Origin of the sequence: Rummeliibacillus pycnus, assembly GCF_050459865.1 — a bacterium.
In the GTDB taxonomy this organism is placed as follows: domain Bacteria; phylum Bacillota; class Bacilli; order Bacillales_A; family Planococcaceae; genus Rummeliibacillus; species Rummeliibacillus pycnus_B.
This window is the reverse complement of record NZ_JBCMNM010000024.1, coordinates 1-23,203: the sequence shown is the minus strand read 5'-3', so window position 1 is coordinate 23,203 and position 23,203 is coordinate 1. Positions and strand designations below refer to the sequence as shown.

The following is a 23,203-nucleotide window of genomic DNA, read 5'->3' as shown; positions in this document are numbered from 1 at the left end:
TACCTACTTAAAGACATCTTAAAAATACTTGGTATTCAATTTTTTATTCTAGCATTTGTTGTTTTTGTTGCCGATCTCCTTCAATAGAGAGCCAAGTAACACAAATTAGCATCATGATAATGCCAACAACTTGCCATAATGCGAGCGTTTTGCCCAGCCAAATAACAGATATCGCCATTGCAGTTAATGGCTCCATACTGGATAAAATACTTGTTTCAACTGGCGTTATGTATTTCATACTACTTAAAAATAAAACAAATGCAATCGTTCCAAAGAAGATAATTCCCACCAACATATATGCTACTGTTGGTTCCAAAAGGGCATGCCATAAATCAGATCTCCAAACGCCTGAAAATATGCCTAATACGATGCCGCCGATGAGCATTCCCCATCCTACAACGATTAATACCCCCCACTCTTTCATAAGAGTAACAGGATATAAAGTGTAGAATGCAAATGTTAATCCGACACCAACACCCCATGCTAATGCTTCTTTACTAACTAATAGATTGTCGAAGGAAGCATTTGTTAATAATAAAAACAAACCAACTAAAGTCCCTAAAATACCTATAACTTGGTACTTTGGTGGTGGCATCTTTTTTGAAAATGAAACAAACAGCACAACAAAGATTGGGGCTAAAAACTGCAGTAAAGTTGCTAAAACTGCACTACTGGCATCAATTGCTTCTACAAAGGTATATTGGACACCCAACATCCCGATAACACCAAATATGACAAGCTTCTTCCACCAAACAGAGTGCTTCCAAATAGCCATGATATCTTTTTTTGTTACAAGTAAAAATGCTAACAACAATAAACCAGCAATAATTAAGCGGATTGTTAACATAAATGATACTGTCAAATCACTATTAGACAATACCCATTCCATCATGGGACCAGTTGCTCCCCAAAGCATTGCACCTGATACAATCATTACGATTCCTTTTATTCTGTGTGTCGTATGATTCAAGTCTTCACCCTCTTCTCTTGAATACATATTACTTTATTTCCAATAGTTTTTTTATAAAATTATTAATTTTATATTCTTATGACCTAAAAAAATAATTTTTACTTCAGTATCCATTACTAATGACTTATCACTCTCTATTTACTATAATAGTAAGTATAGTAATTTCAAGGAGACGTAGAATTCATGAATGACATTCAAACTATTTTTCAAACTGCTAATCCTATATTGAACCAAATACCTTGTCCTATGATGATATTAGATTTGGAAGGTATTGTTGTTGCTTGGAATCGTGAAGCAGAGAAGACATTTGGCTATTGCACAGAAGAAATACTAGGGGCTTTTTATCCATTTATTGAAGAGGAAAAAACATTTTTCTATAAAGATCTATGGCAAAAAGTTCTTCATTCTGCCGATCCTATGCACCTTGAACCAATCACTTTCCACACAAAAAAAGGGGAAGTCATTAACGCATCTATCACTTTGAAAGCATTTACAATAGATAATAATCGTTATGTTTACATTCAATTCAATTTAGATGCAGCAGAAAAACAAGACTTATTATCGTTCAATGAGTTTTCAAGTATCCGAGATGGTCTGGAATCATCGTTTATGATGCTAGCAATTGATCAAGAGGGTTTAATTACATACGCCAATACTTTATTTTTAAAACATAGTAATTGGACACCAAAAAGAATAGTCGGTAAAACATTTTGGCAAATGTTCCCCCAAACTTCTGAAAGTCCCTCCACCGTGGATATGATTTGGGGATCCTTACAAAACGGTAAGCAATGGAAAGGGGAAGTTGAAAAAATCACAAAAGATAGTCAATCCTATTGGGTAGACTTAACAGCGATTCCCGTTTTCACTACTTCCAAAAAACCTTCTAGTTTTATCTTGTTAGAAAACGATATTACCGAGAAAAAAAGATTACAAAATCGGCTTGAAAAAATCGCCTATATTGACCAAGAAACAGGCCTAATGAATCGTTATCGTTTAGAACAGATCGTCAATCAAATGATTACAGAAAATCATCATTTTTCTTTTGTCTATTTTACTATTGATAAATTCTATTCTTTAAAAGAACTATATGGAGATCAAGCTGAACAAGTATTACTTCAAGAATTTACACATCGTATGAAAATGTACTTCCAAGACAGTTCTATGGCACGTGTGAGCATTGATGAATTCGTTGTATTGACGCCACTTGGAGAATGGTTTATTCAAGGCTTCCTTACATATTTAGAACAGCATCCAATTTATATAAACAATACTACTTTACCGCTTTCAATTAGTGGTGGTATTTCAAAGTTTCCTGATGACCAGATCTCCTTTGCCCATTTGATGAAGGCTTCTTATGCTGCGATTCAAAAAGTACAATCTGAAGGCGGCGGCAGTATCTCTAGCCTATCAAAAGCTGATCATAAAGCATTATATACAAAGTCAATTATCGAAAAACGACTTCTTGTAGCTTTAGATAAGAAAGATTTAAAAGTCTTATATCAACCGCAGTTGGATTTAAGAACTGGAAAAATTACTACAGTAGAAGCTTTAGTCCGTTGGGATGATGAAGAAATCGGTACAGTTACACCAGATGTATTAATTCCTATCGCTGAAGAAACGGGATTAATCAATGATATTGGTTCGTTTATGTTAGAACAGGCATGCCTTCAAGCAGCTGAATGGCATAGAAAAGGGATAGATATAAATGTAAGCATTAACTCCTCTGTTCGAGAGTTCCGAGATAAAAATATGGTTAAACAAATTCGTCGAATACTAGAGGACACTGGATGTCCAGCAAAGTTGCTTAATATAGAAATTACAGAGAAATTTGCATTAGAAGCAGAGGCTGAAACTTCTATTATTCAACAAATGAAACAATTACAAAATGATGGCATTGTATTTGTTCTAGATGATTTTGGAACTGGATATGCTTCATTCCGTTATATGCAACTATTGCCATTATCTCAGATAAAAATTGATCAAACGTTTATCTCTACAATTCAATACCAACCGAAAAGTCAAAAACTAATTCAAGGTATGATCCAATTTGGGAAATCAATTAATATGTTCGTACTTGCAGAAGGTGTTGAAACAAAAGAACAACAAGATATCCTAACAGAGTTTGGCTGTGACGCTATTCAAGGCTACTATATAAGTCGCCCAATTGAAGCAAAAGAAATTGAAAAGCTAATATTAAGTGAACCTTCACTAAGTAGGAGCTAGGTGCTTTATTCATAAAGGCGCTGAATATGTTTGTTGATATTGACAGAATACTTATTGTGGGCTTATTAAGCTCGCTTTAAGGATTAAAGTATCAACAATATCCATAAAACATCAATAAAAAAACAAAAAGCGATTAAATCCAGTTTTAATAGGATTCAATCGCTTTTTCTGTAAATAAAGTTGGAGTGTATAGCTCATTAATTTTTTATATAAAAAAGTTTATGATGATATATTAGATAATCTTGCTTTTCTTTTACGAATGGCATTAAAAATCAGTTGCATAAATACCTCAGCAAATACCAATCCCATTACAATCGCACCGGCAATAATAAATACTCTTGCCCCATATTGAATACTTTTAACGTAATCATTTTCTACAATAGTACGCATTGCATTATAAGCAAGCCCCCCTGGAACTAAAGGAATAATTCCAGCAACACTAAACACAATCATCGGTGTTTTAAATTGTCGTGCAAGTAAATGTGCCACAATCGAAATGATGAAGGCACCTGCAAATGTCGCAAAAACTGCATCTATACCCTTTTGTTGAAAAGCATAATAGATTAGCCACCCAGTCATACCAACTAAGCCACAATGGAATAATAACCTTTTTGGTGCATTAAATATAACGCCAAATCCCGCAGTCCCTATAAAACTCAGAATGCCTTGAATAAGCCAATCCATAAAATTCCTCCTAAAAAGACAATGCTAGAGCAATACCAGCTCCAATTGCAAAAGCTGTAAGAAGTGCTTCCATCCCTTTTGCAACACCAGATACAAAATGTCCTGCCATTAAATCCCGTACTGCATTTGCGATTGGTAATCCGGGCACTAATGGCATAACTGAACCAATAATAACTTTATCAAGCTCATATCCCCATCCTACCTTATAGACTAAAACTGAAAGTAACCCTACAAATAATGAGCCTGTAAATTCAGCAAAAAATTTAACTTTCGTTAAAGAATGCATAGCTAAAAAGATTAGATAACCTATACCTCCAATAATCATAGCGTATGGGACGTCAATCCATGTTCCTTTAAACAAGATTAAAAAACAGCCACTCGCTATAGCAGAAGCCACAACCTGTACCCAAATAGGAAAAAATAAGTTCGTACGTTCAATCTTCAGCAACTCATCATACGCTTCTTCAATTGTAATCACACCTGCTGTTAACTTTCTAGAAACCGAATTAATAAGTGCAATTTTTTCTAAGTCCGTTGTACGACTCGAAATTTGTGCAATCCTTGTAGGGCGTTTATGTCCTGCAGAAAATATAATACCAGTAGGCGTAACAAAACTTTGGGCATCCGTTAGCCCTTGTGAACTTGCCATTCTAAGCATTGTATCCTCTGCACGATACGTTTCTGCTCCGCTTTGAATAAGCATTCGCCCTGCGAGAAGAAAACAATCAATAGCTAATTCTTCTTGTGTTATTTCAATCATCTTTCCTCTCACCTCATGCATCGATTCAAAAATGTAACTTTTCTGAAATAAATTTAATAAAAATGTAACTTTTTCAAAACTTTTTACTCTTTTTCCATGTCTAATAAGTTAGAATAGAATCATCAAGTATAAAGGAGGCAGTTGGGAAGTGACTACTATTCATCCAAAGAATAAACCACGTTGGATTAACCTTCTATTAATAGGTGTCATCCTAACAATAACCGCTTTAACAATATGTTTAGTTACAATACAAGATGGAAATGTTTCCTCTGACGACTCTGAAAATATCGCATTAGCAGCATCTTCAGAAGTCATAAAAGAAAAATCAAAATACGATGGTATATATATTGTTACAGAAAAATCAACCAATAAAAATGCACCTTATACTATCCAATATCCCAAAACGGCTAGTAAAGTATTCAATCAATCAGTAACAGATACTATACATAAAATTCGCGATCAATATTTAAGAGATATGGAAAAATCACTTCGTAAAGACGATACTCTAATTGGCAGTCTTAACATTTCCTATAAAACTGTCGTACATAAAAAAAACTACTACTCATTTGTTTTAACACAAACTACATACACTGGTATAGGTTCTAAGCAAAAAAATGTGAAAACTTTTATGTATGATCAGAAAAACAAAAAGCAAATTTTACTGCAAGATGTTATTGAATCCCAAAAAAATCTTACTCCATTGTCCAAAGCAGTGAAAGCACAAATGAGTAACGATCCAGATTTTAAAAAATTAATGACTTCTTCACCCATTAAGGAAGCTACAAAACCTATTTGGGCAAACTTTGATAACTATTCTCTTACAGACAAAATATATACTGTTTACTTCGATGGCAGTAAACTATCCAATGGTATTAAACAAATAAAGTCAGTTAATGTTCCTTTATCTACTATTAATAGTATACTTGCAAAACCTTTTAAAGTAGAAGCGGAAAAAACAGTTCAGAAAAAAACGAACAAAACGAACAAACCGAAGAAACTAGTAGCATTAACATTTGATGACGGTCCTAGTAAAACTGTAACACCCAAAGTTCTAAAAATCCTGAAAAAGCACAATGTTAAAGCCACATTCTTTATGGTTGGCTCCCAAGTTAAGGCAAACCCTAAGATAGCAAAACAAGTTCAAGAAGCAGGTCATGAAATTGGAAACCATACGTATTCACACCCTAATTTGATGAACTTAACAAATGCACAAATTAAAAGCCAATTAACAAGAACAAATACAGCTATAAAAAATGCAACTGGGCATAATCCTACTCTCTTTAGACCTCCATATGGAGCTGTTGATAACAGAGTACGTGCTCAAACGAAATTACCTGTCACTTTATGGAGCGTTGATACTCTTGATTGGAAATATCATAACTCTAAAAAAATAATGACGTTTGTTAAAAAGCAAACTTACCCAGGAGCTATTATTTTAATGCATGATATCCATATATCAACCGCAGACGGACTTGATGCAGTTATTACTTATCTTAAAAAACAAGGCTATACATTTGTAACTGTTTCAGAATTAAACGCAAATAAAAGGAAATAATTTAAAAAAGGGGCATCAAATGTTCAGTTCGAACATTTTGATGCCTTTTTTGCATGACCATAATCATGGATTCTATTGATTTTTATTTAAAGTACATGCACAATATCTATTTCGTTTAACTATCAGCTATCTAATTTAACACGATTATTTGCGAAACTCCTTACCCCTTGACAATGCTTGTAGAGCGATGCTTTGTTTCTTTAATGATTACGCCTCGATGCTGCATTTCTCGAATGTATTCCTTACCTGGCACAATCTTTTCTGGTGGGTATACACCACGATCCGTAATAGTACCGTCTCCGATTAATTGTGCAACAACAGAAATGGTGTTTGCAGTTGCTAATGCCATAGCTGTTTCGTTATTTTCTTGATCTCTATAGGCCACCATTTCATATTCATACGTTACTGCTTCTTCATTTTTTTCTCCACTTACTACAACACGTAGTAACACTGCATCTTGTTTATCGCCAAGCTCTATTTTACTTTGCAACACTTCACGTAATACGTCACGTGCTTTAATCGTGGTACCGTTAATAGTTACTTCTGTTTCTTTACTTGTTAAGCCTAAATCAACAAGTAGCTTAAATTTTTCCGCATGTCCAGTATAACGGACTGTTTTATATTCTAGTGTTTGAACATTTGGATAAGATTGTGCTAGTGTTGATAGACCACCCGATGTATGGAAAGCTTCTAAACCACTAAATCCTTTGAAGTAAAAAGGTTCAATTTCAGATAAAGATGGTACCTTACATAACTTTCCATTTCGTACAACATGCGAAGGGTCTGTATAATGATCAAAAACACCCTCTAATGAAAAAACAACATTGTATTCTAAAGGTGGCTCTTTTACTACTGGAATACCACCTACATAGATTTTAATCGATTTAACCTGATTTAATTTGGAAGCACCGAAACCCGCTAGTATGTTAATCATACCAGGAGCAACTCCTAAATCTGGTATAAGCGTAATACCTTTTGCTTTTGCTGCATTGTTTAACTTTAATATTTCATCTGTTACTCCACCAATATGTCCACCTAAATCAACTGAATGAACGCCCACTTCAATTGCTGTACGTGCAACTTTTTCATTAAACTTATAGAATAATGCATTGACCACAACATTCGCTTTTGACATCACCATTTTAAGTTGCTGGTCATTTGTCGCATCTAATTGTAATACCTCAATTTTATCCGTTCGAAGTGTATCTGCAAATTGCTGTGCTTGTACTACATTTAAATCTGCCAAGTAAACTTTTTCGACATTATGGTTTCTCACTAAATCGCGAGCAACTTCTTTCCCCATTAAACCAGCACCTAAAACTGCAATTTTCATACTTTACTCCCCCTTATGTGATATTATTCTGTATCAATTTGTGCGCGTTGCAATTTACCACTGTAATCAATGTAAATACTTTTCCATTCAGTATAGACATCCAATGCAGCAATTCCAGAGTCCCTGTGACCATTACCAGTACCTTTTGTCCCGCCAAATGGTAAGTGTATTTCAGCACCAGTTGTCCCCGCGTTTACATAAACAATCCCCGTATCTAAATCGCGTTGTGCTTGGAATGCTTTATTGATATCCTTTGTAAAAATAGAGCTGGAAAGGCCATATTGAACACTATTATTAACTTCGATTGCTTCCTCTAGACTTGAAATGGAAATGAGAGATACAACAGGTCCAAAAATTTCCTCTTGAGCAATGCGTGCATCTGGAGCTACATCCGTAAATAATGTAGGCTCGTAAAAATAACCTTGATCAAATGGAGGATCTTTTAAAATTTTACCTCCAGTAAGCAATTTTGCTCCTTCTTGTTGACCAATTTCTACATAACTATTAATCTTGTACAATGCTGTTTTATTAATGACTGGACCTATTTTTACGGATTCATCAAGTCCATCTCCTATTGTTAGTTGTTCCATCGCGTTTAATAGGCGCTTTTCCAATTCTTCTTTAATATCTTTATGCACTATCACACGACTACATGCCGTACAACGTTGCCCTGCTGTACCAAATGCACTCCATAGAACACCTTCTACTGCAAGATCTAAATCCGCGTCATCCATGATAATTACAGCGTTTTTGCCACCCATTTCCAGAGATACTTTCTTCAAATGATGCCCACCAAGTTCTGCTACTTTTCTACCAGTTGCTGTTGACCCAGTAAATGAAATTACTTTAACATCTGGGTGCTCAATCAATGCTGTACCTACATCGCTTCCTGAACCAAAGACTACATTAGCTACTCCTTTTGGCAAACCAACTTCATCAAAAATTTTCGCCATTTCATAAGCCATCATCGGCGTTTCTGTCGCAGGTTTCCAAACAACTGTATTCCCAGCCACAATTGCAGGAAATGACTTCCATGTTGCGATGGCAACCGGGAAGTTCCATGGTGTAATGAGACCAACAACTCCAATTGGTGAACGAACACTCATAGCAAATTTATTGGATAGCTCAGAAGGTGTTGTCTCCCCAAACAACCTACGACCTTCACCAGCCATATAAAAAGCCATATCAATACCTTCCTGAACTTCCCCCCGAGCTTCTTCTATAACCTTTCCCATTTCTTTTGTTAGCACTTGTGCAAGGTGTTCTTTCTTTTCCTTCATCTTCAAACCGATCGCATATAAATAATCTGCCCTTTTAGGTGCAGGTACTAAAGCCCAATCTTTTTGTGCCTCTTTTGCAATTACAACAGCTTCATGCACCAAATCTTTTGACGCCATTGGTACCATTGCTAACTCCTGCCCATTCGCTGGATTGAAAACACTTACATTTTTCTCATTCTCTAATGATTGAAACTGTCCTCCAATATAATGCTGTAGCTGGAACCTCATGTACCCCCTCCTCTTTTTTGCGTTTTATTGCTCTACTAATTACTAATATTTCTACATAGAGTAAAAATATCCTTTATTTTACCAATGATATTTTTGGATTGATAAACATAAGTTTGCAAAGTTGAAACTTTTTTTATTGGCAAATCGTAATTATAATTAGTTAGAACAGATTATACGATTCGGAGGAATATTATATGAATAATCATGAGATTGATTACAAGTTACATGGCGATGATATGCAATTTGTAGAAGTAGAGCTAGATCCAAACGAAACGGTCATTGCTGAAGCTGGCTCACTGATGATGATGGAAGATGGTATCCGTATGGAAACGGTTTTTGGTGATGGCTCTAATAGCGGCGGTGGCGGCTTTATGGGTAAGCTAATGGGCGCTGGTAAACGTTTAGTTACAGGCGAAAGCTTATTTATCACAACATTCACAAATGAAGGCATGGGAAAAAAACATGTTTCCTTCGCAGCACCTTATCCAGGGAAAATTATTCCTATGGATCTAAGTGTATTTAACGGCAAAATTATCTGTCAAAAAGATGCCTTTCTTGCAGCTGCAAAAGGAGTTTCAGTGGGTGTAGAATTCCAAAGAAAATTAGGTACTGGTTTCTTTGGTGGTGAAGGTTTCATCATGCAAAAATTAGAAGGCGATGGTATGGCATTTGTTCATGCTGGCGGTACCATTATTCGTAAAGACCTTCAACCAGGGGAAAAACTTCGTGTAGATACAGGCTGTCTAGTTGCTATGACAGGTTCAGTAGATTATAACATTGAAGCCGTTGGAGGCGTTAAAACAGCATTATTCGGTGGTGAGGGCTTATTCTTCGCGACGCTTAGTGGACCAGGTACTGTATGGATTCAATCTCTTCCATTCAGCCGCTTAGCAAGCAGAGTATTCGCAGCAGCACCAGGAAATCTTGGAGGCTCATCAGCAGACGAAAAAGGGATTGGCGGCATATTTAACCTTTTCAGTGACGACTAAATGATAAAGCCACAATAGACACAAAAAACAGCCGAATGAGGCTGTTTTTATTTTGCCAAGAAAAAAATTACCCACAAGCAGACAAAAATTCTTAAACAATGAAATGTTTCTTCTTATCCACGAAATTGATGGCCTATCCATAAAAGCCACCCCAATCCACGAATAATAAAATTGTATCCACACTTCAAATAATTTACAGCTCAATAATATTTCGACTTTTTCGTTTGATACAGTTTAACTTTGCCCATAACTAGTTCTATAGGATGGACCAATGCTTAAATAGGTAGTCTGAATACGAAGAAATCATTTAAAAAAAAGGGAAAAGGAGGATTTTTATGGGCGACAAAAAACAACCAGATGCAAATTTAAAAGGGACTTTCTTTTTCGTTATGTTCGTTGGTATTTTTATCGTAGTTGCTTGGACTTTATGTCTAAATCTATACCTTGATCGTTTTTAACCAAACGGAAAGAAGGAAGCTAAATGCATTTGCACAAATATGAAAAATATTGGCTTACATTTGGTGGAGCCTCTCTTGTCATATTCCTTCTAATTACTGGAATTATGGCATTCCACTATGGAAGTCACCCACCAAGTGCTATAAAGACCATCAACTACGAGCAAGTTGATAAAATTGCTCCGTTTAACAATCCAGGTGTTCATAAAGTATCGGGGAAAGATTGGGATTATGAAGTAGTGTTAGTTGCATCAGCATTCTATTATAATCCTCCTGAACTCAAAGTACCTATTGGTTCAAAAGTAAAATTCTTCATTACGTCAAAAGATGTAGTACATGGTTTTGAGGTTGCAGGCACAAATGTCAATATGATGGTGGAGCCAGGATATATTTCTGAATATGTAACAACTGTTGATAAAGCTGGGGATTATTTAATTGTTTGTAACGAATACTGCGGCGTCGGTCACGCTCAAATGCATTCGATGCTTAAGGTGGTGAATTCTAAATGAGCAAACCTAAACAAAAAACAACAGAAAAATTCACTTCTAAATCAGTAGGAGTCCTTAAAGTTGATGAAAAAGACGCGACATTAGTAATGGCCCATATGTATGTCGCTTTTATCGCACTACTTTTAGGAGGCACAGCCGGTCTCTTACAAGTACTTGTTCGTTCAGGCCTATTCGAATTACCTGCACCTTTAGGTTACTATCAAATTTTAACAGTTCATGGTGTTTTACTGGGTCTTATATTAACAACCTTCTTTATCATGGGCTTTCAAATAGCTGCTGTAAGTCGTACTTCTGGAGCGCTATCCGACAACCAACGAACCTTTAGTTGGATCGGTTTCTGGGTAATGACGATTGGTACAATAATGGCCGCTACAATGGTCTTATTGAACGATGCTTCTGTACTGTATACTTTCTACGCACCATTACAAGCACATTGGATTTACTATCTAGGTTTAGCCCTTGTCATTGCTGGTTCGTGGATAGATAGCTTGGGGCATTGTTTGCGATGGGAGCTATGGAGGAAAGAACATCCTAATCAGACTACCCCACTAATCTCATTTATGGCTGTCTGTAATAGTCTATTGTGGTTTGTTGCAACATTAGGAGTAGCAATTGAAGTAATATTCCAGCTAATACCTTGGTCTTTAGGGCTGGTTGATCGCGTAAATGTACTGTTATCACGTACATTCTTCTGGTATTTCGGACATGCCCTTGTTTATTTCTGGTTATTGCCTGCATATATGGTATGGTATTGCGTCATCCCTAAAATTATTGGGGGAAAAATCTTTTCAGATGGATTAGCTCGCTTAGCATTTATCATGTTCGTTCTCTTCTCCATCCCTGTTGGTGTACACCACCAATTAACTGAACCAGGTATTGCAGGGTCTTGGAAATACCTACAAGTAGTATTAACAATGATGGTCGTCATTCCATCTATGATTACGGCCTTCTCGATGTTTGCTACATTTGAAATGCGTGGACGAGAGCTAGGTGCAAAAGGACTGTTTGGCTGGTTAAAGAAACTGCCTTGGGGGGATGCTCGCTTTTTTGCTCCATTTATCGGGATGGTTGCATTTGTGCCTGGGGGAGCTGGTGGTATTATTAATGCTTCATACCAAATGAATCAAGTCGTTCATAATACAATTTGGGTAACAGGGCATTTCCATCTAACCGTTGCAACGACAGTTATCTTAACCTTCTTCGGTGCAGCTTATTGGCTAATACCACACGTAACGGGGCGTACATTTACCAAGCAATTGAATAGTTTAGGAATAATTCAAACAATCTGTTGGGCTATTGGTATGCTTATTATGTCTGGAGCTATGCATTTTGAAGGCTTGTTAGGTGCACCTAGACGTTCTACTTTTTCTGATTATGGTGGAGCCGAAATTGCAAAAACTTGGGCTTCTTATCAAGTTGCTGAAGCAATTGGGGGAACATTTCTATTTATCGGGATTATCATTTTCTTATATATCTTTGTGAAGCTTTGCTGGTTCGCACCAAAAGGTGAACAAGAATTTCCTATTGCAGAAGTTGCCCCTCAAGCTGAAAGGACGCCACCAATTTTGGAGAATTTTAAAGTTTGGATCGTCGTTTTAGTTGCTTTAATCTTAATCGCATATACATTCCCAATATATGATATAGTGCAAAATTCTCCGCTAGGTTCAAAAGGATTTAAACTTTGGTAATTAAAAGATCCCCATTCCTCTTACAGTACTATTGTTTATATTCCACCATACAAATATCCAAAAAGATGGTATCTTAAATAAGAGTGCCATCTTTTTAAATTTCCATCGAAAATGTTCTAAATCCAGGATTAGCATATATTTTTTTGAGGCCACTGAAAAGTGTAGTAATACAAATATTTATAGTATATACCCGCTATTGAATGAAGTGGAATTAGCTCCGCTTTCCGTGGGCGAACTGACGAGCCTCCTCGTACGCTTCGCTTCCTGCGGGGTCTCGTCTAGTCCGTTTTCCCGCAGGAGTCTCCGCTAATTCCACTTCAACGAAGAAAGCTATACCAGATTTTCATTATAAATTCACATCTATTTTTATTTTTTCAGTGCCCTCATTTTTTATAGGGTTGGGTACCGGAACGGTTTCGTTAGATATTTCGAATGCTTCCCCTAATATTTTGCATATATGAATCAATTTCATAATTCAAAGATTTGATAAAAAACTCGAACATTAAATGGGCAATTGTTGCCATATCTATTAGAGCATTGTCTATGAAGCGGAAGATGGCGACTCCTGCGGGAAAGCGAGACAGGTGAGACCCCGCAGTGAAGCACGGTACGGGCTTCCGAGGAGGCTCACCGCTCGCCCGCGGAAAGCGCCATCTGGAGTGGCATACTAAGTAAATACTAGAAATGAAATATTATCCGAATTATTGAATTTTTTATTTAGAAAATATTTGTACTTTTTTAACTGGAAAAAATCTTATGAAATTTACTTTTATACATAAAATTCCATTTTATATAGAAATATCAACATTCACCATTTTTAACATGATATACTAAACTTACTTTTAATTAAGGAGTGGACGAATATGAAAAGCTTATTACAAACTTTCAACGTGAACACGGAGGGCATACTGTCTTAATATTGAGAGTTTGACCTCCGATATTCTACTATTCGGAGGAAAACAATTGAAAACACAAAATATCTATTTTACAATTGCCAGTCTTCGTTCTCTACTTATACAAATGGTTTTCACTATTAACGCTATTTATTATGTTGTTAATGCAAACCTTAACCCTCTTCAACTTGTCCTAATTGGAACCATAATGGAAACAACGATTTTTTTATTTGAAATGCCTACAGGATTAGTAGCTGATCATTTTGGTCGGAAGCGATCATTGTTCATCGGTACCTTAATCGTAGGATTTGCACATGTACTTGAAGGTATTTTTCCATCATTTTGGTCAATTGCTATTGCTTCAGGGCTTTGGGGAGTAGGTTGGACATTTATTAGCGGAGCGGAAGAGGCTTGGATTGCTGATGAGTTAGAAGGCAAAAATCTAGATTTTATATTTTTAAAAGGTGCCCAATTTGAATCGTTTGGACAATTTCTTGGGATTATCCTTAGCGTTTGTATAGCTGTACTTTTTTCAGTAAAAGTTTCGATTATTACTGCAGGAGCTATGCTCATATTACTTGCTTTCGCTATCCTATTTTTCATGCCCGAAACAAAATTCTTAAAAGTAACACGTATGAAAGATGTTTCAGCAATTCGTCATTTGGTAAGAACAATTCGTGCAGGTACTAAACAAATTCATGGCAATACAATGCTAGTAAGTATAGCCATGATTACAATATTTTCAGGATTAGCAAGTGAAGGTTTTGACCGATTATGGGGAGCTCACTTTATAGAGGACTTTCATATATCTGAAGAAAAATCTATCTATTGGTTTGGCTCCTTTTATGCCACTACCTTTTTGTTGAATATCGTTGTTTTGCATTTTGTTGAACGAAGATTTAAGAAAAATTATCCTTTTGTTCTATTCGTTACGAATAGTTTTTTAATTATCATGATACTAATTTTTGCGTTTAGCTCCAATTTTTTATTTGCTGTCATAACTTATTTGCTAGCTAGCACATTACGTAAAATTCACTATCCTTTAATGAGTATTATGATAAATGAAAGATTAGAGTCCAAAGGTCGTGCTACTGCTTTATCCATGTTTGGACAATTAGATGCAATAGGACAAATTGCAGGCGGCCCTATTATTGGAACATTAGCATTGTATACGACATTAGCAAATGGTCTCGCTTATTCCACGATACTTATTTTACCTATTTTATTTTTCTTATTTCATATGTTAAGAGGAAAGGATTAATAATAATATGATAAAAAATGCCGAGTTGGTCAAAAATATACGACAAACACGGCATTTTCTTTATTAATTAAAAATTACAATTCATCAAATCCATTATCTTGAACATTCACTTTAACATATTGACGTGAGCGTTGTTCAAAGAAGTCTGTTTTGCCCATATCGACATCTTCATAGGCTTTAATCCATTTCATTGGATTTTTGCGGTAACCTTCAAATGGTCGTTCGTAACCTAGTTGTGTACAGCGAACATTGGCGTAAAAGTAAATATAATCTTCCACATCTTCAATATCTAAACCATCGATTTTTTCGCCGATTACATCACGGCCCCATTCAATTTCAAGTTCAGCTGCTTCTCGGAATATCTTTTCTACTTTTTCTGCACGTTCTGGTGTATCGTATTCTGGATATTCTTCTAGTAATTCTTTATAAATTTTTACGAATAAATCCACATGCAACTGCTCATCGCGGTTGATATAGTTGATCATCGTGCTTGTCGCAACCATTTTTTGATTGCGTGCTAAGTGATAGAAGAAAGAAAATCCTGAGTAGAAGAATAAGCCTTCTAAAATGACATCATAAACAATCGAATCTAGCATATGTTCAACAGTTGGTTCTTCTGCAAATTGTTTATACCCTTTAACGACAAAATCATTGCGTTTTTCAAGTACGGTTTCTGTACGCCAAAAATCAAATACTTCATCTTGTTCATCTTTTGAAACAAGACTAGACAATATATAAGAATAAGAATGATTATGGATGACTTCTTGCTGCGCCAAAATAATCATCAAAGCATTGAGACTAGAATCTGTTAAATAATCAGCAATTCTCCCTGCATAATCTGTTTGGACACTATCAAGCAATGCTAGTAAACCAATAATTTTCTTAAATGCTTGCTTTTCATCAGCTGTTAATTGCGAAAATTGTTTTATATCATTGCTCATATTAATCTCAAAAGGAGTCCAGAAGTTACCTAACATTTTTTTATATTTTGGGTATGCCCAACTGAACTGAACATCATCCCAGTTTAGTATATTTGAAGATCGACCATTGACGATTTTAGTCGAACGGTTTGGTGCTTCTTTATCCATCAGTTCACGTTTTTTTACTTCAACCATTATTGATCTCCCCCTATTAGCTTGCACATGATTCACATTCTAGTAATTCAACGGATGTAGAACGGACATAGTATGTTGTTTTAATACCGCTATTCCAAGCATTGAGATGAAGTGCTAGCAAATCTTTTGCCTTAATCGTATTTTGAACATATAGATTCAACGAAATGCCTTGGTCAATATGGCGTGCACGTGCAGCATTTTGTTTAATTGTCCAGTTTTGATCGATAAAATAAGCTGATTTGTAATACCATGTTGTTTTTTCATTTAAATTCGGTACTGTTACTGGAATCTTATAATCCTTTTTCTCTTCAGAGTAACTCTTTTGGAAAATTGGATCGATACTTGCAGTACTTCCTGCAATGATAGAGGTTGTAGAGTTAGGGGCTACAGCCATTACATAGCCATTACGCATTCCTTTTTCAGCAACTTCTTGTTGTAGTGTTGTCCATTTGTCATCATGATAGCCTCGACTTTCAAAATAGCTTCCTGTTTGCCAATCGGAGCCTTCAAATAATGGATATGCGCCTTTTTCTTCTGCTAATTTCATAGAAGATTGAATCGTTAAATAAGCGATTTTTTCATATAATTCATCTGCAAATTCAATAGCTGCTTCTGACTCCCAAGCAATGCTCGAAACTGCAAGTAGGTGATGCCATCCAAATGTACCAAGACCAATTCCTCGATAGCGTGCATTTGTCCGAGTTGCTTGTTTTACAGGGATATTATTCAAATCGATAACATTATCGAGCATACGCACTTGAATTGGAATTAAACGTTCTAATACATCTGCTGGAACAGCTCTACCTAAATTAATGGATGATAAATTACATACCACAAAATCTCCAGGTTTACGGCGAGTAACAATTAGATCATTTTCAAGTTCAACAGATTCAAATTCTGTTGCTGACATATTTTGTGCGATTTCTGTACACAAATTCGAAGAGTAAATCATGCCTTTATGTTTGTTTGGATTTTTACGATTTACTTCATCACGATAGAACATGAATGGTACGCCCGTTTCTAGTTGGCTACGCATAATTCGCTTCATAATATCAATCGCTGGGACTACCTCTCGTGATAATAATGTATTTTTTACACAAGCCAAATAATTTTCACGGAATAATCCTTCACCACGTTTTTCATCGTAAAAATCTTCTAAGCCAAATCCCATAATTGACCGTACTTCATGTGGATCAAACAAACACCAATCTTCACGTTTCTCTACTGCCTCCATGAAAATATCTGGTAGACATACACCTGTGAAGATATCATGTGCACGCATCCGTTCATCACCATTGTTTAGTTTTAAATCAAGGAATGAAAAGATATCTTTATGCCATACATCCAAGTAGACCGCAATCGCCCCTTGACGTTGTCCAAGCTGATCTACTGATACGGCAGTGTTATTTAATTGCTTTATCCATGGTATGACGCCACTAGATGCACCTTTAAATCCACGAATAGACGAACCACGACTACGAACTTTTCCCATATAAACACCGATACCACCACCAAATTTAGAAAGTGTTGCAACATCTGTGTTTGAATCGTAAATTCCTTGCAAACTATCATCTACTGTATCGATAAAGCAGCTTGAAAGTTGACCATGCGTCTTACCGGCATTTGACAATGTAGGTGTCGCTGTGGTCATATACAAATTACTCATTGCCCAATAAGCTTCTTTTACTTTTTCAATACGATCTTCCTTTTCACTTTGCATTAGTGTCATCGCAATAACCATCCAACGTTCCTGTGGTAATTCGATAGGTGTTTTATCAAAGTCGCGCGTTACATAACGATCTATTAGTGTTTTTAGACCGATATATGTAAAAAGCTCATCTCGTTTTGAATCAAGTGTTAATGCCAATTGTTGCAATTCATCTTTTGAATAAGCTTCCACTAAAACAGGATGATAAAGACCTTTTCCTACTAATTTAAGTACTTGTTCTGGAAATACTTTATAAACATCTTCTACAGTAACTTGTCGTGAAGCTGCGGCTTCTTGATAGATTTCCATTTGTAATAGACGAGCTGCAGCGAAAGTCCAGTAAGGTTCCTCTTCATCTAGAAAACTTAATGCATCTAATGATAGAGATTTTGACCACTCTGCTTCTGTTGCATCTGGATGTTTTTGAACAAAGCGTTCATGTTTACGTCTAAGTGGACCCATTTCTTCTTTCCCAAACTCAGCTTCTAATCGCTGCAATACCATTTCTTTATCATCTATCATTGTCACCATATTGTCGTCTCCTTTTTAAACAATATATAAATCAACTTTAAAATAAAAAAAGCAATCATCCGCCTTCTTCGGCTAATGATTGCTCTAATTGAAATGGAAACAAATAAAACCACAGCAAAAAACTTCATATCAAGAAGAATACGTGCTGTGAATTAAATACTCCCACCTCTCAACCCCCGAAGAAAGTGTCGCAAAACGAGAATTTGGCAGGTCTACTGGCTTGTGTTTCATCCATTTTGTCATCCTTCCCAAGCACATTGCTCAGTGGCTATTTGACAAATGTCTACACCTACAGTTGCGGGGACAGCTTCGGCATCGAACCGAATTCCCTATTACACCATTGCTGGTACCAATTTTCGCTCACATACTATATATTGTGTTTGTTAATATATATAATCTAACATATTGTGTTCACCTTAGACAAGCACATATGCAAAAATAAGGAAAAACGCTACAAAGTTATCATTTATTTTGATATCAGAGAAATTATTTGTTATATTTTTTACTTCTTTAATAATTAATCTTTGAAATACATCGAACCAACATGAAAAAGCTACCGTGTTATCAATTAATTTTCATAATCCTTATCAACATTTAGCACATCCCCTGTTGTTGCATCAATTTTGATTTCGTACTTGAATGTTCCATCTTTTACTTCTACATCATATACATTGCCGTTTAACTCAATTTTCGTAACGGTTCCTTTTGCCTTTGTTAGGGCAATTTGAGATGCTTGTTGTGAAGTAATGATTGTAGAATCATTATTAGATGATGTATCTTCTTCTGATTTTTGATCTTGTTTGATAATGTCTCCTGTTTGTGCATTAATATCGAAATCATATTCAGTTCCATTAGCCACAATTGAAATTTCATATACGCCATCATCTTGATCATAACTTGCTGATGTTATAGTTCCTGATACTTTTGATAGCGCAATTTGTTTTGCTTTTTCAATACCTATAGTATTTGTTCCAGTGTTAGCAAGGTCTTGTGATGAAGATACCTGTTTTTGTTTTATAATAGTGCCTGTTGTTGAATTGATTTCAACTTGATATTCAAACTCACCATTTTGTACTTTTACAATATAAACACCTGCGCTATCTAAGGTGGCTTCTGTTACGGTTCCGCCTATTGCATTTAAGGCTATTTGTTTCGCTTTTTCAATACCAATTACATTACTTGAAACAGTACTCGTCACAACATTGTTTTCTTTTTTTACGATTTCTCCTGTGTAGGCATCAATATCAACTCTGTAAGTTCTTGAGTTTTTGGCAATCTGTATAACATATGTACCGTTTTCGCGATTGTATTTTGCATTTCGAACAACACCATTTAAATAGTTTAGTGCAATCTGTTTTGCTTCCCTTAAACTGATTACTTTACCATTCTTAGATAGTGAGCTTTTTTCTTTATCTTTTTTAACGATTTTACCTGTATAGGCATTAATATCAATTTCATATTTGTATTTACCTTTGATAATTTCAATTTCATAAACGTTATCATCTAAATCTAATTTAGCTTTTTGAATTTTACCATTTACCAATTTTAACGCTATTTTCTTTGCTTTTGTGATACCAATCATTTTATTACTTATTGGATCATTTGAAGAATATCTCGTTGATTTTTCTAGTAGTTCACCCGTTTTAGCATCTAGCTTCAATTCATAGTTTGCTTGTTTATTTTTCACATCTACTTCATATATAGGACCACTTTTTTCATGATCCAGTTCAACTTTATATACCTGCCCTTTTACATAACTCAAAGCTTTTTTGGAGATTTCCTTCGAAGATAAAATATTGCCTTTTCCATTATTCTGTGCAGCAACTGCCACAACTCCTGAAACTGCTATACACCCTGTAATGGCTACTGCAATTAAAGTCTTTTTCATCGTTTCGCCTCCCTTTTAGGAATAATGTACATGATGAAAATGATAATTCAAAAAGAATAAGGTTAGAATTTAATGAGAAGTTTAATGATTAGTAATAGACATTATTTTTCCTGATACGGCGTGAATTTGGAAGGTTTCTGCTTGCCCCTTCGTTACAATTTCCACCAAATAGTAACCACCATTACTTGTTTCAAAATAAGTCGTATTTCGAATAGTACCATTCAATTTTTTCTTAGCGATTTGTTCAGCTTCTTTTTTACTTATTACGGTATGATCTGCTTTTGCATCAACCTGAGTTTCAGATAGGATATCCCCAGTAATTGCGTCAACAAGGATATTCAACTTCTTATTTTGCTCCATAACTTCCACTTGATATATTGGTGTATCTTGTCCGATATTTAAAAGTACACGTGAAATTTTACCCTGATAATTTTCCTTGATGATTGTGTGTAATGCTTTCTTTGAAAGTAGATCTTCTTTCTTTATTCCTGCCAAATCTGTTCTTTTCATTTGCGAAATTTTGCCGTCTTTCGCTTCTACTTCAATATGATAAACTGCACCATTTTTTGAAAGCTCCATCTCATACCGATTGCCATTATTCTTGAAGGTTGTAATCTCTCCTCCATACATTGTCTCGATATTTTTATACACTTCCGCAGTCGATTTATAATTTGCATTTGACATATGATTCCACATTAAAAACACAATGAGAACAGCGATGGAAATTAATATCATAAACATTAGAAGAGTCCGATTTTTAAATTTCTCCATGCTGTTCCTCCTCTAACTCATTAAATGTCAATAACATCGTTGTGCCGATTCCAACTGTACTTTCTACAGATAAACCGATATTCAATTGTGTTGCAATTTCTGTAGCGATTGCAAGACCAAGTCCAGTTCCTCCTGTTTTTCTATTACGATCTTGACTCACTCTATAAAAACGCTCAAAAAGGTGCGGAATGTGTTCTTCTGCAATTCCTTCACCACTATCTTGAATTTTTATAACCAGTGGATTTTCAGATATATACACATGAACATCATCATCACTATAACGACGAGCATTTTCTAAAAAAATAAAGAACAATTGCTTAATCTTTTGTTCATCTGTAGTAAGGAATACAGGACCTTCTCCATGTAAGTAGAAACCTCTATTATACGCTTGGTGCATTTGATTTAATGTTTGGTCCAATAAATGATGAACATCCACTCTATTTTTTTGGATTGGTGTTCGTTCTTTATTTTTCGCTAGCTCTAGCATCTGTTGGATCATTTCAGACATTCGAATGGATTCACTCAAAATAGCTTCTACAGATTCTTCTGCCACTTCCTTATTTTCAAAGCCCCGACGTTTTAGTAATCTAGCATAGCTTTCAATGATTGTTAACGGTGTTTTTAGCTCATGTGAAGCATTCGATACAAACTGCTCTTGTTTGCGGTAGTTTTGTTCTAGTTGTGACATCATATCATTAAAGGTTTGACTCATTTCACCTAGTTCATCCTTCCCCTGCTGACTAACATCAATTTTTTCAAATGTTCCAGATTTACTGCTCCGTTTCATCGTAGCAGTGAGACGTTGAATCGGTCTAAGAACGATTTCAGCTAGTGTCATACTAGACAACAAGACAAGAATAGCAGCAAGTACGGTCATTCCACTTAATACAAGCTTTAATAATGATAAGGTACTAGCAACACTTTTCATGGACTGCATCATTTGCACATATACAACTGAGCCATCCGCCCAAATAACGGGGATTTGAAAAGATAAAATCGTTATGCCTTTATATGTTTCTACTTGATAGTGCTCGTGTATCTTTGGTTTATAGTTTTCAATACCTTCCATCGACTGTACAGCTACTATCGATTTGCCATTATGATCGACAATTCGAATAGCACCATTAGATGGAATATACGCTCGTAATATAGTGGCAGGATCATTAATAGTGCTCGTTTGGCTAATCGATGTTACAAGCTCTTGCGATTCATCTAATAATCGTTTGTACTCAGTATCGTAGGCCATCTTTTCATATAAAAAATAGATGCCAATTGTCGTTACTATTAAAATAAGGAGCATAAGTATTGTTGAGAAAATGTGAATTTTCGTTTTAAGTTTCATGTGTTTGTTCCTTTAATACATAGCCTACCCCTCGCACTGTTTGGATCAGCGGGTTATTGCTCCCTTTATCTATTTTCTGGCGGACATATCGAATATAAACATCAACAACATTGGTATCTCCGTAATAATCATATCCCCACACTCTATCTAAAATTTGTTCGCGTGTTAGCACTTGTTTAGGATGCTTCAGTAAATATAACAACAGCTCAAATTCACGTGGTGTTAGATCAATTGAAACTCCATCTTTCATTACTTCTCGTGTTTTTTCATGCATAGAAAGTCCAGCATGTTTATGTAGAAATGGATCTTTTTCTTTGCCGTTTGTAACCGCTTCTTGATTTTTCTTTTGAAATCTTAATGCTACGCGAATACGGGCAAGTAATTCCTCGATTTCAAAAGGTTTTGTAATATAATCATTTGCTCCGAGGTCTAGTCCCGATACTTTATCCTCTAGTTCATCCTTTGCAGTTAGCATTAGTACAGGCGTTGAAAATTCTGTAGCTCGTATTCTTTTTAACACTTCAATCCCACTCATAACGGGGAGCATGATATCTAATAAGACCAAATCCCACTGTTGTTCGCGATATAAAACAAGTCCATCTGAACCTGTATATGCAATCCCCGTTTCATAACCTTCAAATTCTAATTCCAATTGTAAAACACGGGCAATTTTTTCTTCATCTTCGATAATTAATATACGTTCTGACATGTCACACGCACCTGCCGATTTCTGATTCTATTAATAGCGAGTAATGATAATGATACCCCTACTAATCTTTGTATTTCTTTATCGTATCATGATTTTATGAAAATTTGATGAGAAGAATTATTTGGAACCTTTTTTATGATACTCATTCGTATATGGTACCAATCTTGGAATATCTAAATGAATCAATTTCATAAATCTAATTTCGGTTTTTAAATACGAATATTTCAACGCATTAATTTTTTACTATTCAGATTTGGATGTTCCGCTACAGACGGCGCTTTCCACGGGCTTGGCTTCAATCTCCTCGTCAC

The 23,203-nt window shown here is 35.6% G+C and carries 18 protein-coding genes and 1 riboswitch; of the genes, 7 read left to right on the top strand and 11 right to left on the bottom strand.

Features of this window, described 5'->3' with window-relative positions; genetic code table 11:
• Positions 1-43: 43 nt before the first annotated feature.
• Complete coding sequence (locus ABE048_RS06625; protein ID WP_430310105.1) at positions 44-934, bottom strand: DMT family transporter; 891 nt, start codon at positions 932-934, stop codon at positions 44-46.
• A 219-nt stretch (positions 935-1,153) separates the two neighbouring features.
• Between ABE048_RS06625 and ABE048_RS06620 the strand changes: the two genes are divergently transcribed.
• A complete protein-coding gene (locus tag ABE048_RS06620; RefSeq protein ID WP_430310073.1) occupies positions 1,154-3,193 on the top strand; it encodes a sensor domain-containing protein in 2,040 nt (679 codons plus the stop codon).
• 219 nt (positions 3,194-3,412) lie between these two features.
• On the opposite strand, the gene ABE048_RS06615 is transcribed toward ABE048_RS06620, so the two are convergent.
• Both ABE048_RS06615 and ABE048_RS06610 read right to left on the bottom strand, forming a co-directional pair.
• Positions 3,413-3,877: a threonine/serine exporter family protein gene (locus ABE048_RS06615; RefSeq protein WP_430310071.1), complete on the bottom strand. Its 465-nt coding sequence runs from the start codon at positions 3,875-3,877 to the stop codon at positions 3,413-3,415.
• A 10-nt stretch (positions 3,878-3,887) separates the two neighbouring features.
• On the bottom strand, positions 3,888-4,637 hold the full coding sequence (locus ABE048_RS06610) for a threonine/serine exporter family protein (RefSeq protein ID WP_430310070.1): 750 nt from the start codon (positions 4,635-4,637) through the stop codon (positions 3,888-3,890).
• 148 nt (positions 4,638-4,785) lie between these two features.
• On the opposite strand from ABE048_RS06610, the gene ABE048_RS06605 reads away from it, so the two are divergent.
• A complete protein-coding gene (locus ABE048_RS06605; protein ID WP_430310069.1) occupies positions 4,786-6,192 on the top strand; it encodes a polysaccharide deacetylase family protein in 1,407 nt (468 codons plus the stop codon).
• Positions 6,193-6,352: 160 nt separating this feature from the next.
• On the opposite strand, the gene ABE048_RS06600 is transcribed toward ABE048_RS06605, so the two are convergent.
• Complete coding sequence (locus ABE048_RS06600) at positions 6,353-7,525, bottom strand: saccharopine dehydrogenase C-terminal domain-containing protein (protein WP_430310068.1); 1,173 nt, start codon at positions 7,523-7,525, stop codon at positions 6,353-6,355.
• A 23-nt stretch (positions 7,526-7,548) separates the two neighbouring features.
• Positions 7,549-9,033, bottom strand: coding sequence for an aldehyde dehydrogenase family protein (locus ABE048_RS06595; protein WP_430310066.1), 1,485 nt, complete (start codon positions 9,031-9,033; stop codon positions 7,549-7,551).
• A gap of 194 nt (positions 9,034-9,227) precedes the next feature.
• On the opposite strand from ABE048_RS06595, the gene ABE048_RS06590 reads away from it, so the two are divergent.
• From ABE048_RS06590 to ABE048_RS06570, 5 genes are all read left to right on the top strand, one after another.
• The gene (locus ABE048_RS06590; RefSeq protein ID WP_430310064.1) at positions 9,228-10,022 is read left to right on the top strand and encodes a TIGR00266 family protein; all 795 of its coding nucleotides are present in this window, start codon (positions 9,228-9,230) and stop codon (positions 10,020-10,022) included.
• Positions 10,023-10,357: 335 nt separating this feature from the next.
• Positions 10,358-10,480: a cytochrome c oxidase subunit 2A gene (locus tag ABE048_RS06585; protein WP_430310063.1), complete on the top strand. Its 123-nt coding sequence runs from the start codon at positions 10,358-10,360 to the stop codon at positions 10,478-10,480.
• A 23-nt stretch (positions 10,481-10,503) separates the two neighbouring features.
• The gene (locus tag ABE048_RS06580; protein ID WP_430310061.1) at positions 10,504-10,986 is read left to right on the top strand and encodes a cytochrome c oxidase subunit II; all 483 of its coding nucleotides are present in this window, start codon (positions 10,504-10,506) and stop codon (positions 10,984-10,986) included.
• Positions 10,983-12,674, top strand: a complete 1,692-nt coding sequence (locus ABE048_RS06575) for a b(o/a)3-type cytochrome-c oxidase subunit 1 (protein WP_430310059.1) — start codon at positions 10,983-10,985, stop codon at positions 12,672-12,674. The genes ABE048_RS06580 and ABE048_RS06575 overlap by 4 nt, the downstream gene beginning before the upstream one ends.
• 963 nt (positions 12,675-13,637) lie before the next feature.
• Positions 13,638-14,828 (top strand): MFS transporter, encoded by a 1,191-nt coding sequence (locus ABE048_RS06570; protein WP_430310057.1) that lies wholly within the window; start codon positions 13,638-13,640, stop codon positions 14,826-14,828.
• A 74-nt stretch (positions 14,829-14,902) separates the two neighbouring features.
• On the opposite strand, the gene ABE048_RS06565 is transcribed toward ABE048_RS06570, so the two are convergent.
• The 6 genes from ABE048_RS06565 to ABE048_RS06540 all read right to left on the bottom strand — a co-directional run bounded on the left by ABE048_RS06565 (position 14,903) and on the right by ABE048_RS06540 (position 22,892).
• Positions 14,903-15,943: a ribonucleotide-diphosphate reductase subunit beta gene (locus ABE048_RS06565; RefSeq protein ID WP_430310055.1), complete on the bottom strand. Its 1,041-nt coding sequence runs from the start codon at positions 15,941-15,943 to the stop codon at positions 14,903-14,905.
• Between the two features lie 16 nt (positions 15,944-15,959).
• Entirely contained in the window at positions 15,960-18,182 is a 2,223-nt protein-coding gene (locus tag ABE048_RS06560; RefSeq protein WP_430310053.1) for a ribonucleoside-diphosphate reductase subunit alpha, read from the bottom strand.
• Between the two features lie 188 nt (positions 18,183-18,370).
• A riboswitch (cobalamin riboswitch) is annotated at positions 18,371-18,551 on the bottom strand.
• A 199-nt stretch (positions 18,552-18,750) separates the two neighbouring features.
• A complete protein-coding gene (locus ABE048_RS06555) occupies positions 18,751-20,070 on the bottom strand; it encodes a PepSY domain-containing protein (RefSeq protein WP_430310051.1) in 1,320 nt (439 codons plus the stop codon).
• Positions 20,071-20,151: 81 nt separating this feature from the next.
• Positions 20,152-20,841: a PepSY domain-containing protein gene (locus tag ABE048_RS06550; protein WP_430310049.1), complete on the bottom strand. Its 690-nt coding sequence runs from the start codon at positions 20,839-20,841 to the stop codon at positions 20,152-20,154.
• Positions 20,828-22,183 (bottom strand): HAMP domain-containing sensor histidine kinase, encoded by a 1,356-nt coding sequence (locus ABE048_RS06545; protein WP_430310047.1) that lies wholly within the window; start codon positions 22,181-22,183, stop codon positions 20,828-20,830. The genes ABE048_RS06550 and ABE048_RS06545 overlap by 14 nt, the downstream gene beginning before the upstream one ends.
• Positions 22,173-22,892 (bottom strand): response regulator transcription factor, encoded by a 720-nt coding sequence (locus ABE048_RS06540; protein ID WP_430310045.1) that lies wholly within the window; start codon positions 22,890-22,892, stop codon positions 22,173-22,175. The genes ABE048_RS06545 and ABE048_RS06540 overlap by 11 nt, the downstream gene beginning before the upstream one ends.
• Positions 22,893-23,203: the final 311 nt, after the last annotated feature.

Bases quoted from the DNA above. Each gene is read 5' to 3' on its own strand.
- ABE048_RS06580 (WP_430310061.1), top strand. From the start codon at position 10,504: ATGCATTTGCACAAATATGAAAAATATTGGCTTACATTTGGTGGAGCC.
- ABE048_RS06585 (WP_430310063.1), top strand. From the start codon at position 10,358: ATGGGCGACAAAAAACAACCAGATGCAAATTTAAAAGGGACTTTCTTT.
- ABE048_RS06590 (WP_430310064.1), top strand. From the start codon at position 9,228: ATGAATAATCATGAGATTGATTACAAGTTACATGGCGATGATATGCAA.
- ABE048_RS06600 (WP_430310068.1), bottom strand. From the start codon at position 7,525: ATGAAAATTGCAGTTTTAGGTGCTGGTTTAATGGGGAAAGAAGTTGCT.
- ABE048_RS06560 (WP_430310053.1), bottom strand. From the start codon at position 18,182: ATGGTGACAATGATAGATGATAAAGAAATGGTATTGCAGCGATTAGAA.
- ABE048_RS06565 (WP_430310055.1), bottom strand. From the start codon at position 15,943: ATGGTTGAAGTAAAAAAACGTGAACTGATGGATAAAGAAGCACCAAAC.
- ABE048_RS06540 (WP_430310045.1), bottom strand. From the start codon at position 22,892: ATGTCAGAACGTATATTAATTATCGAAGATGAAGAAAAAATTGCCCGT.
- ABE048_RS06610 (WP_430310070.1), bottom strand. From the start codon at position 4,637: ATGATTGAAATAACACAAGAAGAATTAGCTATTGATTGTTTTCTTCTC.
- ABE048_RS06550 (WP_430310049.1), bottom strand. From the start codon at position 20,841: ATGGAGAAATTTAAAAATCGGACTCTTCTAATGTTTATGATATTAATT.
- ABE048_RS06620 (WP_430310073.1), top strand. From the start codon at position 1,154: ATGAATGACATTCAAACTATTTTTCAAACTGCTAATCCTATATTGAAC.
- ABE048_RS06595 (WP_430310066.1), bottom strand. From the start codon at position 9,033: ATGAGGTTCCAGCTACAGCATTATATTGGAGGACAGTTTCAATCATTA.
- ABE048_RS06555 (WP_430310051.1), bottom strand. From the start codon at position 20,070: ATGAAAAAGACTTTAATTGCAGTAGCCATTACAGGGTGTATAGCAGTT.
- ABE048_RS06625 (WP_430310105.1), bottom strand. From the start codon at position 934: ATGATTGTATCAGGTGCAATGCTTTGGGGAGCAACTGGTCCCATGATG.
- ABE048_RS06615 (WP_430310071.1), bottom strand. From the start codon at position 3,877: ATGGATTGGCTTATTCAAGGCATTCTGAGTTTTATAGGGACTGCGGGA.
- ABE048_RS06575 (WP_430310059.1), top strand. From the start codon at position 10,983: ATGAGCAAACCTAAACAAAAAACAACAGAAAAATTCACTTCTAAATCA.
- ABE048_RS06545 (WP_430310047.1), bottom strand. From the start codon at position 22,183: ATGAAACTTAAAACGAAAATTCACATTTTCTCAACAATACTTATGCTC.